This is a genomic window from Campylobacter concisus (assembly GCF_002913745.1).
Classification (GTDB): Bacteria; Campylobacterota; Campylobacteria; order Campylobacterales; family Campylobacteraceae; genus Campylobacter_A; species Campylobacter_A concisus_R.
Genome location: NZ_PPCG01000013.1, coordinates 34,547 through 47,303 on the forward strand (window position 1 = coordinate 34,547; position 12,757 = coordinate 47,303).

Here is a 12,757-nt window from a genome sequence, read left to right on the forward strand (position 1 = left end):
GCTTTTTATAGCTAGCTTATCTAAAATTCCCCTCGCTATCCACAAAGATATCTCGGTCTGCTATTTTTATCAAAAAAGTAGTTTCATTTATCCTTTGAAGCACCTCAAATTTACCATAAATGCTATTTTTGACAACGACATTAAAGTTTTCATCCAAAAGTCCAAATTTATCACCTAGTCGTGATAAGTAGAAAGTGTTATTTGACCTGTCTATAGCCTTATCAAGCACCTCTATCTCATTTTTTGCTTTCGTCAAAAATGACAAAACATCCTTTGGTGTTTATATAACCCCTTTTGCCGTCTTTTTGAACAGCAGCAAAGCCTTCGTAAAAGCTATAAGCGTCATCAAATTTACACTCTACGATCTACTCACCTTTGGTGTTTATATATCCCCATTTGCCATCTTTTTTAACAGCAGCAAAGCCTTCGTTAAAACTCCAAACACCATCAAATCCCAAAAACATATCCCTCTCCTTTGTTTATATGAGTTGTGTTATTTTAGTTTATATTATTTTAAAAAGTAAGTAAATTTGAGAGAAATTTAAAGTAGATGGTGGAAGCGAGGGGGATCGAACCCCTGTCCAAAAGCAAAATCCGTACAGCCTCTACACGCTTAGCAAAAGTGAAAATTTCATCTAAAAAGGCTCACTTTCCAAAACCAAAATTTAGACTAAGACTAAAATTTCAGCTAGCAAGCAGTCACTTTGCTGGCCTACTCTAGCTAAATTACTCGCTTACATCCTAGCTAGAATGAGACAAAGCGAGGCTCAACTGAACTTACGCAGCTTTAGCGTAAGCAGGAGCGAAATTAACGTTGTTTGCGTTTAAATTTAATTTGAGCTTTTTACGCTTTGCTCAAAGCGACGTGCCACCGTACACACTCTGCTCCTGTCGAAGCCAAGTCGCTCCCATAAAAAATGAAATGGTTTAGTTGGATTGTTTAGTCAAGCTTTGCAGGTACGTCAATGATCTTTGGCTCAAGGACGCTAAAATACTCTAGGTCTCTCTCGACGTCGCCTTTGTATTTATGAAACTGATCGCTAATAAGCAACAACCAATCTATAAATTTATCATTTGCTGGACCTTTTAAGCTTCTAGCCTCTTGAGTGACCTCTTCAGCCAAAGTCGTTAGTTTCAAGATCGGGTCAAGATGCATAAAACCTGCTGCTGATTTGATATTGTGAAAGATCCTAGAAAGCTCTAAAATGCTCTCCTTATACTTGTCAGCTCTTCCTAAATTTATTATCAAAGGCTCTAGCAAATCGCACATCAAAGTGTAGTGAGAGAGAAACTCCTCAACTATATCATAAGAATAATCGACTTCAAGCCTTTTTAATATACCCATTTTCATGTCCTTAAGAAATTGGCGTAATTGTAGCAAAATTTTGATAAAATTGTTAGCATTATCACAAAATTTACCGGACTCAGCCATGAAAGATGAAACAATCGCAAAGAAAAAACTCACTATAAATGATATAAAAAACAAAAAAGGCGTTGAACCTATCGTGATGATAACCGCCTATGATGCGCTATTTGCGAAGATTTTTGATGATTACGCTGATGTTATCCTTGTTGGCGATAGTCTAAACATGAGCTTTAACATGCAGGAGAGCACGCTAAGTGCCGATATGAGCACCATGCTTTATCACACAAAGGCTGTTTGCACTGGGGCTAAAAAGACTTTTATCTTAGCTGATATGCCATTTGGCAGCTACACAAACGAAAAACAAGCGATCAAAAATGCGATGAAATTTTTTAAGCAGACAAACGCAGATGCAGTGAAGCTTGAAGTTGGTATGCATCAGGTAAATTTAGTAAAACGCCTCTGCGAAGAGGGCATAAACGTGATGGCTCACATCGGACTAAAGCCGCAGTTTTATAAATTTGAGGGCGGATATAAGATAAAAGGCAAAAGCGAGCTTGAGGCAAAAAGGCTAGTTGAAGAGGCTTTGGCGTTTGAACAAGCTGGCGCGTTTGGCATACTTCTTGAGGGCACGCTTAGCAAGGTAGCAAGCGAGATAACAAGGCGGGTTCATGTGCCAGTTGTGGGCATAGGCTCTGGGGCGGATGTCGATGGACAGGTGCTTGTCTGGTCTGATATGCTTGGATTTTTCGAGGACTTTAAACCTAAATTTGTTAAGCGCTATCTTGACGGAGCCACTCTTGTGCGAAAAGGCGTGCAAGAGTATGCTAGCGAAGTAAAAAGCAAAATTTTTCCAAGCGAAGAGTTTTCGTATCAGGGTTAAATTTATACTCCAAATTTAAAAGTAGCCCATAAAAACTCTGCAAAAAGCTCTAGCAACACCAAAGCGCTAGAGCATACTTTTTAAATTTAAAAAAGCTCTTCTGATTCAAGATAATTTTGCGAGATGTTTCGCTCTTTTTCGTCGGAATTTACATGAAGGACGTAGTAGCCTATCTGCGTGTTGCTAGCATCAAGTAGCGGCACCACGCAAAAATAGTGCGTCTTATATACGTAAAATTCATACTTTTTAAGGTCGATGTCACGCAAAATTCCAACTATATTTAAATTTGCACTGCTTAAATTTTCGATGTAATAATCACTTAAAATTTGATCACTCGGCGCGCTTTTATGTGCTGGCATCTTATCTTTTGATAGGAGCACAAAGAGGTCTATGCCTTGCGTTTTATAAAAATTTCCAAGTGAGTCGTAGTTTAGTAAAACCTCGATGCTACCGATGTTTTTACCCTCATGCATCACATTTGAAACAGCCCTTATATGCACTCCAGCATACCACGCCTCGATGCCAACCATGGGCTTATCTTGCCGTCTTGACTCTTGGACTAAAAACCTGCCACTAGCGATCATATCGCCATATCTGTTTAGATCCCAGCTTCTTACGTAGCTTTTTAGATCTTTGTCGTAAAGATGAAGTTTGATGTTGTTATACATCGACGCTGCGCCAAGAGTTTTGGTCAAATTTTCGATATTTTTTACGCATTCGTCGCGGTCTTGACCTAGCAAGCACATCTGTATAGACTCATTTTGAGCAAGCAAGATCGAGATCGCCATTGATGAAAATTTCGCGTCATCAATGCTTTTGTTTAGCTGCTTTACGTGATAGTCAAAAAAGACACGCATGTTGTTTTGCTTTTTTTCAGCCATGTATGAGCTATAAAGAAAATAAAAAAGGCTACCAAGCAGCGCAAAAACGACTAAAATGATATAGATATTAAAATATTTTTTGTATTTACTCAAAACTAAGCCTTAGTTTTTTTTCTAAAAATTTAGCAAACTCATCAAATTTAGGTAGCTCAAGCTCGCTTTTTCTTTTGGGGCTAGCCCAAACGCTATCTGGGAAAAATGCATCGTTTTCAAATCTCGCAATGACGTGAATATGCACGTGTGGCACGTAGTTTCCAAAGCTTGCGATGTTTATCTTAGTTGGTTTATAAAACTCAAGCATCGCCTTTTCAGCAACCAGCATCGCCTCAAAAAGCCTAGCTCTACTCGCTTCATCACACTCACTTAGCTCGCGGTAGGGCTTAGCTGTAAAAATTTTCACCCACGGAAGCTCGTTCTCTTCGCGCTCAACTCTTATAAATTTATCTTCATATATCATATTTTGCCCCTATTTTATACGAAATTTCTCTCTCGCAAAAGCGTGTAAAGCTTGATCGTTGAGATAAAAAATGTCACGATCGCAGGTCCAAGTATCACGCCCCAGAAGCCAAACGTCGTGATGCCAGCGATCATCGCAAAAAAGATGAGTAGCTCGTTTATCTTTGTTGGTATCTTGACTAGTTTTGAGTTTATAAATTTAATGACAAGCGGCTTTAGCAAGGTATCAGCGCCAAATGAGATCACGATAATGGTGTAAAGTGCGATCGTGATAGCGGCTGCTGTGTTGCCATTTGCAAACTCATAAATGCTAATAGGCGCCCACGCCAAAAAGCCACCAACGACTGGGATGAGTGAAGCAAAGCTAAAAAATATGCCAGTTAGCACGCCATCATAGCCGTAAAAACTGGTGACAATGGCAAATAAAAAGCCCTGGATGATCATATTTGCAATGGTTGAGTAAAAAACGACGCCCATCACGTTGCCAACCTCGCTTAGTATCGACTCAGTGTCCTCTTTTTTAAGCGGAAGCGCCTCTTTTAGGTAGTTTATAAGCTCGTTGCCATAAAGGTTGCAAAAGAAGAAAAAGACTAGGATAATGATCATATCAACGCCAAATTTAAGGCTTAGTTTGCCTAAATTTGCAAGATTAGCAGCGACTTGCGAAAAGAGCATCTTGATATCAAGCCCGCCTATAAATTCCTTGATCTTTGGCTCTAAGAAATTTATCGACTCTGGCAGGCTAAAGTCGTAGTTTTTGATAAATTCAATCGTCTTTGTGACGTTGTTTATATCAAAGCCAGCTGCGTATTTCGCGATCTCGATGACGGCGTAAAGAAGCGGCGCGATAAATAGGCAAAGAAGCGCAAATGTCGTAAGTCCTGACGAGAGCGTTTTGCGGTTTTTAGTAAGCGTTAAAAATGCGATCTGCACGTTTGCAACAGCCACAGCAAGCAGCGCTGCGATAAAAATGTCAAGTAAAAATGGTTTAAAAAGATAGACCACCAAAGCCAAAGCGCAAAGCGCAAAAATTCCAAAAAACAGCCTGTTATTCATCTCGCTCCCTTAAAATGGGGTAATTATAGCAGATTTATCAAAGCTACTCATTTGCTTGATAAATTTACTAAAAAACGCTTTGGCACCAAATTTGCAAAGAGCAGGCTTTTGCATTTTTAGCCTGCCACAGCTTAATAAATTTAGATAAATTTATGCCATACGTAAATTTTCTAGCTCAAAAGCTCCTATAAATTTAGCCTTTTTACGTGCACTGAAAATTTGCTCCGACAACCTCGCACTCATCACAAATTTGCATATAGATCGTGCCCTCGGCATCTGCCAAAGCACCAAAAGGAATTTGCGCTAGATATTTCATCGTTTTAGCGCATTTTGGGCAGGCTAGATGCTCGGTGTCTTGCAGCCACTGCGGATATCCGCCAAGCAAAATTTCACTATCTATCATATGCGAGTAGTGAGCGCAAACTTCGCTTGCTAGCTCGAAATTTTGCCCATCAAGCACCGCCACAGCCTCTCTTACATAGTCTTCGCTCTCGCCCTCGCCTACCACTTCTGTTTGAACGCTATTGCCGTCATTTTGGCAAAAGTACTGCACAAAGCCCACGCATGTCGGACAAAATTTAAGCACAGCGTCATTTTTAAGCTCTAAGCCAAGTCGCTTTAGGCTCTCTTTTTTGATTGTAAATTCCAGCATCTCGCCGTTACAAAATTTACACTTTTCATCGCTTAGTGCTTTAAATTTAACGCTTGCCTCTGCGCTTTGGCTTGGCTGGCAGGTAAAGCACCTATCAAAAACTAGGCTTCTTCTCTTGCCGCTCTCATCAAAGCTCCAGCCTGCAACCTGCGCGTATCCATCCATATCAACGTGAAGCTTTGCCTTCCAAGGCTTTGGCGCACCATAAAGCTTAAAAAATAGCTCTCTTACCACCTCATCGCCCTGCCACGCAAGCGCACAAAGAATGTGATTTGTTTTTACGGTGTTTTGGGCGCCATTTAGGCTATTTATGAGCTCGTCTCTTACGTCACTTGGGGCATTTTTGTAAATTTCAAATGGATAGTACTCGCCCTGCTTGGTCACTTCTCTTATGATCTGCTCGTCGCAAATGCTATGTAGGTAGAAAATGTAGACAAGATCGCTGTAAATTTCACCGTATTTGCCTATCTCATCTATGTGGGCTAGGACATTTTTTAGCTTTTGTTTGATCTCGTCTTCGCTTAAATTTTCATAAAACTCCAGCTTCTCTTTTTGCTTGCACCAGTAGCAGATCCCGTCAAAATAAATCGTCCTTTGCTTACACTTAGGACAAAGATGTGGCTCGCTCATTTTTGCTCCAAATTTAAATTTCGCTACTCAAAAAGCCCTTTTTCGATGTCGATCTTGACGTTAAAGGTCTCAAAACACTTCGCACTAGCGATCCTGCCTTTTGCTGTGCGCTCGATAAAGCCATTTGCAAGCAGATATGGCTCGATGACGTCCTCAACCGTGCCCTCGTCCTCGCTAAGTGCCGCTGCGATCGTGCTAAGTCCCATAGGACGGCGCCTTGCTTGCATCAAAATTTCTAAATACCTAATATCCATCTCATCAAATCCAAGCGAATTTACCCCAAGCGCGTTAAGCCCCTCTTTTGCACGCTCGTGGCTGATGATTTGCTCGTCATTTACCTCGGCAAAGTCGCGAATTCGCTTTAATAGTCTAAGAGCGATCCTAGGCGTGGCACGTGAGCGTTTGGCGATCTCAAGCGAGGCGTTTTTATCGCACTCTTTGCCAAGCTTGGCAGAGGCTATCTGCACGATACGGCTTAGCTCGCTGCTTGTGTAAAACTGCAGTCTAAAGTCCATCCCAAAGCGGTCTCTTAAAGGCGCTGAGATCATGCCAGCACGCGTCGTTGCGCCAATAAGTGTAAATTTTGGCAGGTCTATCTTGATAGTCTGGGCAGCCGGCCCTGAGCCAATTATAATATCAAGTCTAAAGTCCTCCATCGCAGGATAAAGCACCTCTTCGATAGCTGGGCTTAGGCGGTGTATCTCGTCGATAAAAAGCACGTCACCCTCTTGTAAATTTGTAAGGATCGCTGCAAGGTCGCCGCTCTTTTCTATCATGGGAGCCGCAGTCATTTTGATACTTACGCCCATTTCGTTTGCGATGATGTGAGCAAGGGTCGTCTTACCAAGCCCTGGAGGGCCGTAAAATAGCACATGATCTAGGCATTCGTTTCGCTTTTTGGCTGCTTTTATAAAGACGTCTAAATTTTGCTTGATCTTTTCTTGACCGATGTAGTCTTCAAATTTTGTCGGTCTAAGCGAGACTTCAAAGTCATTTTCAAAGCTTACTTTTTCGATTTCAACGATTCTATCCAAAGTTTTTCCTTCTAAATTTAAGGCTTCATTTTACGCTTTTATGCTTAATCTAAGCTCGTTTAAATTTATAGTAAAAAGTGCTGCCTTCATTATAAACGCTATCGACGCCATATAAAATGTCATGTTTTTGACAAATTTCACTGACGATATTTAGCCCAAGGCCAAATCCACCTTGGATTTCATCCTCTCTGACGTAGCGCTTCCAGACCTTTTTTACATCCTTTATCCCCTTGCCAAAGTCCTGCACGCTAAGATTGATGCGCTCTTCTTCAAGCTCTAAATTTACTATTATCTCGCTCTCTTTTGGGCTGTATTTTATGGCATTTGTGATGGTGTTATCGATGATGCGCTGGGCTTCTACCTTGCTTAGCATAGTAAATGCCTCGCTTGCTAAATTTGTCTTTACCACGATGTGCTTAACTTCAGCCACGCTTGAGAGAAATTTCACTCGCTCTTTAACGTATTCGCCCAAATTTAACCTCTCAAGTGGAAATTTGATGTAGCCTCGTTTTATGAAGTACTCGACATCTTCGTAGGTTATTTGCATCTGTTTTAGAGCGTTTTTGATGCGAGTTATATACTTGTTTTCAAGCCCAAGCATCTCAAGGTTCATGCCAGCTACGCCAAGTGGGGTCTTTAGCTCGTGCATGGCGTCGTTAAAAAAGTTGTTCATATACTTTTGAAACTCTTTATAAGGCTTAACACTGCTTAGATATAAAAAATAGACGATAAATAGCACTGCCACAAGGATGACAAGCAGCATGATGGCTGTTAAAAAGATGTTCTTTTTGTTGTCAAGCTCCTTTTCTACGACGATGTAGTAAGGGGTCTTATCTTTTATAAAAAAGCTCTTGTAAAAAAGATAGCCGCCCTCTTCTAGAGTTACAAATTTAAAGCTACTTGGCTCTTTGCTAAGTGTTGAGATGACTGGTTTAAAATTTACGTCATAAATCGCAAATTTATACTTTAATGAGCTAGCTATATTTTCGTTTTTGAGAAATGAATTTTTGATGATGGTTTCATGCTTCATAGCGCCAAAGAGAGCCTTTGAGCTGCTATTTTTCTGACTTAAATTTAAGATCACAAAGCTTTGAAAGCAAAAGAGCGACATTATGACAAATGTCGCTATGATCTGGATCTTAAAGCTCTTGTGCATCTATCTTGTAGCCTATGCGCCTCTTTGAGATGATAAAGTTATTGTTTGTCTTGTTTCTTATCTTTAAAACGTGCATCCTTATATCAGCGCCCTCGATCTCTTTGTCGTTCCAGACAAGATCTCTAAGCTCCTCCATGCTGACGTAAGAATTTAGATGCGAGACCAAACACTCGACCAAAGCGACCTCTTTTGCGCTAAGATCAACCATCTTGCCATCTTTAAGTAGCACACGTTTATTTAGATTGAAGCTAAACTCGTCATTTATTTTTACTATGTTCTTATCGTCAGTGCCATAGTACTTTCTCATAAGCTCAGCAACTCTAAATTTAAGCTCAGCTAGCTCAAATGGCTTTTTTAGATACTCGTTACAGCCAAGCTCGTAGCCAATCGCCATATCATCTATATCAACTAAAGATGTCGTTATCATGATAGGAGCGTTTGGATTTAGACTTCTTATATACTTGATGACTTCGTGACCATTTACTCCAGGCACTTTTATGTCAAGTATAAAAAGGTGATAGAAATTTTTCTCTATCAAGTCGCAAGCCTCTTGACCGTCGCTCACCGCTGTAACTTCATAACCAAGCGTCTGCAAAAACTCACAGACGCTCTCTTGAAACCCTAAATCATCTTCTAAAAGCAAAATCTTCAAAATGCTCTCCTAAAAAACAAACTTTAATAAGATTTTTATCTATTGTAATACTTAATAGGTAAATTTCAAATTAAAATTCTTTTTTAAGTATTAAATAAAAATTTGTCCTGCATAGACTATGTAATATCTTAGCAAAAAGACGCCACAAATGACTAAAATAGCGTTTAGCACGGCAAATTCGCGTTTGAAATCATGCACCTTTAAAACGCTTAAGTCTAAAATGATAGTCACAGCCATACCAAGGCCTATGACACCGATATAAAACATCAGTCCAAGAGAATTTGCACTAAGTGCGTTTGCTACGCTCTGCGCACCACTTGCACTTGCACCTTTTACGACCATAAAAAGAGCAACTATCAGCAAAAACTCGGCTACGATCGCTAAAAAGTCAAATTTTAATAAAAAGTGTGCAGTTTGGTTTTGCGCTCTCTTTTCATCTTTTAGCACGCCAAGAAGCAGTGTAAAAGCACCAGCACAGCTTAAGCCAGATACTAAGAATAATAGTGGCAAAACTGGCGTGTTCCAAAGTGCGATCTTGTGAGCTGCGCTTAGCAAAAAGCCAGTATATGCGCCAACGCCAATGCCTAAGATGAAAAGTAAAACTCCAAGCAAACCTGAAAGCTTACTAGCTAAATTTGCAAGCGCGTCAAAAAGAGAAATTTTAAGTGATGCGATCTCGTTTTTAAATGCACCAAGCGCGTATATAACGCTAAGAGGCGTATAAACTAGAAGCAGAGCAACGCCTATTGACATAACTGAGTCAAAGTTGTAAAGCAAGAGTATCCAGTAAAAGCTAAGCGGTTTGCCAAGATCAAGCACCAAAAGAGCAAGTCCAAGGACGATCGCCACTGGAGCGATAAGAGCGGCTGCTTTAAAGTAGTAGTTGTCTTTGCCAAATTTATTTGAGATGAGCACAGCAACGATGCTAGCACCTGCACTAAGTCCTGCTAAAAATAGATAAAAAGCTATCGGCCAGCCCCAGTAAATTTCTGTGTATTGAGCTAGGCTTCCTGACATGTTATTCATGGTGTGCTCCTTTTGTATTTGCGATCATCGCAAGTGAAGGTTTTGTGTTTAACTCCGCTTTTGGCAAGTAGTATTTGCTCTCTTTTAGTTTCTTTGAAATTTTAGAGTTTTCATCATTTACGTCGCCAAAAGTTAGGGCATTTGTAGGGCAGACGCTAACACAAGCTGGCTCTTTGCCCTCTTCTAGCCTACTCTCATAGCAAAATGTGCATTTGCCTATCTCGCCATCTGGCAAGACATAGCGAGCGTCGTATGGACAGGCTAAGATGCAGTACTTACAACTAACGCAAATTCTGTGATCAAGCAGCGTCACGCCATCAGCTGTTTTAAAGCTAGCGCCAGTTGGACAAACCTCAACACAAGGTGCATCTTCGCACATAACGCAGCTTTGACGTAAAAAGTCAGTCTTTAAATTTGGAAATGTCCCACTCATCTTTGCATGCACCTGCAAGCGGTAAAGTCCCCTTGGCACGTTGTTTGCACTTCTGCAAGCTACCGAGCAGCCTTGACAGCCGATGCATAAATTTTCATCATGTATCATCATATATTTTTTCATTTTCTATCCTTACGCTTTACTTATGCTAACGCCAACATTTGTAACCATAGTCGCAGCCACCGGACCCTCAGCTGGATCAAGAAGCACGCTTGTGTTAAGCCCTACGTGATCTATGCTCTTAAGACCTGGCGTGATGTGTCCAAAGCCGTGATAGATAAAGAGCGTATCTTCTCTAATGCCCTCAGTCACCATAAGCTTGCCCTTTTGCTCTCCAAATTTATTTTTGACCAAGACCGTGTCGCCGTCACGTAAATTTTGCTTTTTAGCGGTGTTTGGATTGATCCAGATAGGGCTATCGCTCATAAGGTCATTTAAAAATGGCACTGCCTGAGTGTGGCCGTTGGTATGAATAGGCGTTTTACCGCATGTTAGGCAAAGCTCGTGTCCGTCAAATGTGTCCATATCTTTGTCATTTAGCGCGCCATATCCTGCAAACTGCGCCTCAACGTCAGGTAAAAATAGCTCTATCTTGCCGCTTTTTGTTTTAAGCTTAGCCATATCGTCCATTAGGCCATTTTCTCCTACAAATTTAGATGCGACTGGATATTTAGCGATAAATTTATCGATCATGCCTTTTTCTCTAAACAAAATTCCCGGTTCATCCCACGTGATAAAGCCATCTTTTTCTAGTGCGGCAAGTAAATTTACATCTCCACCAGCTTGTTGCATCCTAAACTCACGCATGTCGTTCCAAGTGTAAAGCTCATCTATCTTCATGCGGCGTGCTAGCTCTCTAAAGATAAACGCCCCATCTTTCGTGTCGCCAACTGGATCGACGACTTTATTTCTTATCATATAAGCTGGTTTTAGACCTGACTTGTCCTCTATGCCCTCGTCGCGCTCTAGGTAGCTACTCTCAGGCAAGATGACATCAGCAAAGGTCGCCATATCGTTTAGATAGACATCGCTCACTACGATGAGCTCAAGCTTCTTCATCGCCTCTATGCTCTTCATCGTCTCAGCCACGTTTATGAGGTGGTTAAAGCGGATGTTAAACCAACCTTTTATGGCGTAAGGCTTCTCGTTTAAGATAGCGTTATCTATATCCATCAAAACGCCATGTTTTCTGCTTACAAATTTATGCGCTCCAGCCTCGCCAGCGAAGTCTAGTCTAGTGACTTTTGGCACTTTAAATTTCTCATCTGGGTTTTTAAGAACTGGAAATTTATCCTCGCCGACTAGCTTGTTAAAGGTCTTTGCATTTTTGCCACCAAAAAGACCGCCCTTAACCTCCCAGTTACCCATCATCGCATTTGCCACCATGATGGCTTTTGTCCTCATGTATTCAGCTCTTGTGGTGGTTGTCTTGTGCCCAAAGTCGATGATAACTCTTGGAGCAGCTTTGTAAATTTCATCGGCGATACGTCTAACATCATTTGCTTTTATGCCAGTAATTGCTTCTTGCCACTCAGGTGTTTTGCCCTCGACGCTCTTTACGATCTCATCAAAGCCAGTTGTAAATTTCTCAATAAATTCTTTATCGTAAGTGCCATTTTGTATCCAAGTGTTGATGAGTGCCAGCACAAAGGCAAGGTCAGTGCCTGGTTTAACTGGTAGCCACTCATCAGCCTTTGAAGCTACAACGCTAAATCTTGGCTCAAGCACAAGTAGTTTTGTATCCTTGCTAGCTGCAAATTTAGCAAGCTTTTTAGCATCAGCTATGACGATGCCCTCAAAGAGGTTGTGACCAAAATTTACAACGTATTTTGCATTTGCAAAGTCTCTTTTTAGCTTAGCGATGCCATACATCTGCTCGCAGACCATTTGGTAGGTGATCGGACAGCATGAAAAGTGCGAAAAGCAGTTTGGCGAGCCATAAGCTGAGGCAAAATTTACCATTAGCTTGTGTGTTTGCGAGCTTTTACAGGTAAATACAAAGCTTTCGGGGCCATACTTTTGCTTTATATCAAGCATCTTTGAAGCGACATAGTCAAGCGCCTCGTCCCAACTAACCTCGCGCCATTTATTTTCGCCTCTATCGCCAGCTCTGATTAACGGCTTTTTGATCCTATTTTCATCATAGAGCTGACTAAGTCCTGAGCCGCTTCTTGCACAAAGAGAGGTTGCCGTGCCGCCAGCTTTTGGGTTGCCACTTAAAAAGCGAACTTTGCCATCAACGACTTTTGCCTCGATAGGACACCTTGAAGAGCACATCTCACAAAAGCTATGAACGTGCTTTTCGCCTCCATTTGCAGCACCTTGCAAAGCACCACCTGATAGAGATGATGCAGCTGCGCTAACTCCTGCACTGAATTTTAAAAATTCTCTTCTATTTAAGCTCATCTTTCTCCCTTTAAAAGAAATTTTACTTTTTGTTATTTTATTATTTAAAGTTAAAACTAAAATTAAATTTTATTTAATAATTTTTTTTAATTTTTATATTTTATAAAATGTGAGATCAAATATCAAAAT

15 protein-coding genes and 1 other RNA gene are annotated in these 12,757 nt (G+C 40.8%); 1 reads left to right on the top strand and 15 read right to left on the bottom strand.

The genetic code is table 11. The features are described 5' to 3' along the window. Positions 1 to 16 precede the first annotated feature (16 nt). The 5 genes from CYO90_RS01120 to CYO90_RS01140 form a co-directional block, all read right to left on the bottom strand. Positions 17 to 256, bottom strand: coding sequence for a ribonuclease (locus tag CYO90_RS01120; RefSeq protein WP_103578143.1), 240 nt, complete (start codon positions 254 to 256; stop codon positions 17 to 19). Continuing rightward, complete coding sequence (locus CYO90_RS10725) at positions 237 to 365, bottom strand: WG repeat-containing protein (protein WP_103578144.1); 129 nt, start codon at positions 363 to 365, stop codon at positions 237 to 239. Before CYO90_RS10725 ends, CYO90_RS01120 begins: the two co-directional genes overlap by 20 nt. Beyond that, on the bottom strand, positions 366 to 464 hold the full coding sequence (locus tag CYO90_RS01130) for a WG repeat-containing protein (protein WP_103578133.1): 99 nt from the start codon (positions 462 to 464) through the stop codon (positions 366 to 368). Positions 465 to 551: 87 nt separating this feature from the next. Then, positions 552 to 910, bottom strand: a transfer-messenger RNA (tmRNA) gene (gene ssrA / locus CYO90_RS01135). A gap of 30 nt (positions 911 to 940) precedes the next feature. Then, positions 941 to 1,345 carry a hypothetical protein gene (locus tag CYO90_RS01140; RefSeq protein ID WP_009294227.1) on the bottom strand — a complete coding sequence of 135 codons (405 nt, stop codon included), beginning with the start codon at positions 1,343 to 1,345 and terminating at the stop codon, positions 941 to 943. An 85-nt stretch (positions 1,346 to 1,430) separates the two neighbouring features. Here CYO90_RS01140 and panB point away from each other — a divergent pair, with 85 nt between their 5' ends. Next, on the top strand, positions 1,431 to 2,246 hold the full coding sequence (gene panB / locus CYO90_RS01145) for a 3-methyl-2-oxobutanoate hydroxymethyltransferase (protein WP_103578134.1): 816 nt from the start codon (positions 1,431 to 1,433) through the stop codon (positions 2,244 to 2,246). An 86-nt stretch (positions 2,247 to 2,332) separates the two neighbouring features. Here panB and CYO90_RS01150 read toward each other — a convergent pair whose 3' ends face one another. The 10 genes from CYO90_RS01150 to phsA form a co-directional block, all read right to left on the bottom strand. Further along, positions 2,333 to 3,220 (bottom strand): cache domain-containing protein, encoded by an 888-nt coding sequence (locus CYO90_RS01150; RefSeq protein WP_103578135.1) that lies wholly within the window; start codon positions 3,218 to 3,220, stop codon positions 2,333 to 2,335. Next, on the bottom strand, positions 3,213 to 3,584 hold the full coding sequence (locus CYO90_RS01155) for an HIT family protein (protein WP_103578136.1): 372 nt from the start codon (positions 3,582 to 3,584) through the stop codon (positions 3,213 to 3,215). Before CYO90_RS01155 ends, CYO90_RS01150 begins: the two co-directional genes overlap by 8 nt. Before the next feature lie 14 nt (positions 3,585 to 3,598). After that, on the bottom strand, positions 3,599 to 4,639 hold the full coding sequence (locus tag CYO90_RS01160; RefSeq protein ID WP_103578137.1) for an AI-2E family transporter: 1,041 nt from the start codon (positions 4,637 to 4,639) through the stop codon (positions 3,599 to 3,601). 202 nt (positions 4,640 to 4,841) lie between these two features. After that, positions 4,842 to 5,921 (bottom strand): cytochrome C, encoded by a 1,080-nt coding sequence (locus tag CYO90_RS01165; RefSeq protein ID WP_103578138.1) that lies wholly within the window; start codon positions 5,919 to 5,921, stop codon positions 4,842 to 4,844. A gap of 23 nt (positions 5,922 to 5,944) precedes the next feature. Continuing rightward, complete coding sequence (ruvB, locus tag CYO90_RS01170) at positions 5,945 to 6,955, bottom strand: Holliday junction branch migration DNA helicase RuvB (protein WP_021090089.1); 1,011 nt, start codon at positions 6,953 to 6,955, stop codon at positions 5,945 to 5,947. 49 nt (positions 6,956 to 7,004) lie between these two features. Further along, positions 7,005 to 8,111, bottom strand: coding sequence for a sensor histidine kinase (locus CYO90_RS01175; protein WP_103578139.1), 1,107 nt, complete (start codon positions 8,109 to 8,111; stop codon positions 7,005 to 7,007). Next, positions 8,095 to 8,763, bottom strand: a complete 669-nt coding sequence (locus tag CYO90_RS01180) for a response regulator transcription factor (protein ID WP_009294240.1) — start codon at positions 8,761 to 8,763, stop codon at positions 8,095 to 8,097. The genes CYO90_RS01175 and CYO90_RS01180 overlap by 17 nt, the downstream gene beginning before the upstream one ends. 90 nt (positions 8,764 to 8,853) lie before the next feature. After that, positions 8,854 to 9,789 (bottom strand): NrfD/PsrC family molybdoenzyme membrane anchor subunit, encoded by a 936-nt coding sequence (gene nrfD, locus CYO90_RS01185; protein ID WP_103578140.1) that lies wholly within the window; start codon positions 9,787 to 9,789, stop codon positions 8,854 to 8,856. After that, the gene (locus CYO90_RS01190) at positions 9,782 to 10,345 is read right to left on the bottom strand and encodes a 4Fe-4S dicluster domain-containing protein (RefSeq protein WP_012140133.1); all 564 of its coding nucleotides are present in this window, start codon (positions 10,343 to 10,345) and stop codon (positions 9,782 to 9,784) included. The genes nrfD and CYO90_RS01190 overlap by 8 nt, the downstream gene beginning before the upstream one ends. Before the next feature lie 9 nt (positions 10,346 to 10,354). Continuing rightward, on the bottom strand, positions 10,355 to 12,628 hold the full coding sequence (gene phsA / locus CYO90_RS01195) for a thiosulfate reductase PhsA (protein ID WP_103578141.1): 2,274 nt from the start codon (positions 12,626 to 12,628) through the stop codon (positions 10,355 to 10,357). Between the last annotated feature and the right edge of the window lie 129 nt (positions 12,629 to 12,757).

Excerpts from the sequence above, each read along its gene's own strand:
- phsA (WP_103578141.1), bottom strand. The coding sequence starts at position 12,628 with ATGAGCTTAAATAGAAGAGAATTTTTAAAATTCAGTGCAGGAGTTAGC.
- CYO90_RS01155 (WP_103578136.1), bottom strand. The coding sequence starts at position 3,584 with ATGATATATGAAGATAAATTTATAAGAGTTGAGCGCGAAGAGAACGAG.
- nrfD (WP_103578140.1), bottom strand. The coding sequence starts at position 9,789 with ATGAATAACATGTCAGGAAGCCTAGCTCAATACACAGAAATTTACTGG.
- CYO90_RS01165 (WP_103578138.1), bottom strand. The coding sequence starts at position 5,921 with ATGAGCGAGCCACATCTTTGTCCTAAGTGTAAGCAAAGGACGATTTAT.
- CYO90_RS01140 (WP_009294227.1), bottom strand. The coding sequence starts at position 1,345 with ATGGGTATATTAAAAAGGCTTGAAGTCGATTATTCTTATGATATAGTT.
- CYO90_RS01190 (WP_012140133.1), bottom strand. The coding sequence starts at position 10,345 with ATGAAAAAATATATGATGATACATGATGAAAATTTATGCATCGGCTGT.
- CYO90_RS01175 (WP_103578139.1), bottom strand. The coding sequence starts at position 8,111 with ATGCACAAGAGCTTTAAGATCCAGATCATAGCGACATTTGTCATAATG.
- panB (WP_103578134.1), top strand. The coding sequence starts at position 1,431 with ATGAAAGATGAAACAATCGCAAAGAAAAAACTCACTATAAATGATATA.
- CYO90_RS01130 (WP_103578133.1), bottom strand. The coding sequence starts at position 464 with ATGTTTTTGGGATTTGATGGTGTTTGGAGTTTTAACGAAGGCTTTGCT.
- CYO90_RS01160 (WP_103578137.1), bottom strand. The coding sequence starts at position 4,639 with ATGAATAACAGGCTGTTTTTTGGAATTTTTGCGCTTTGCGCTTTGGCT.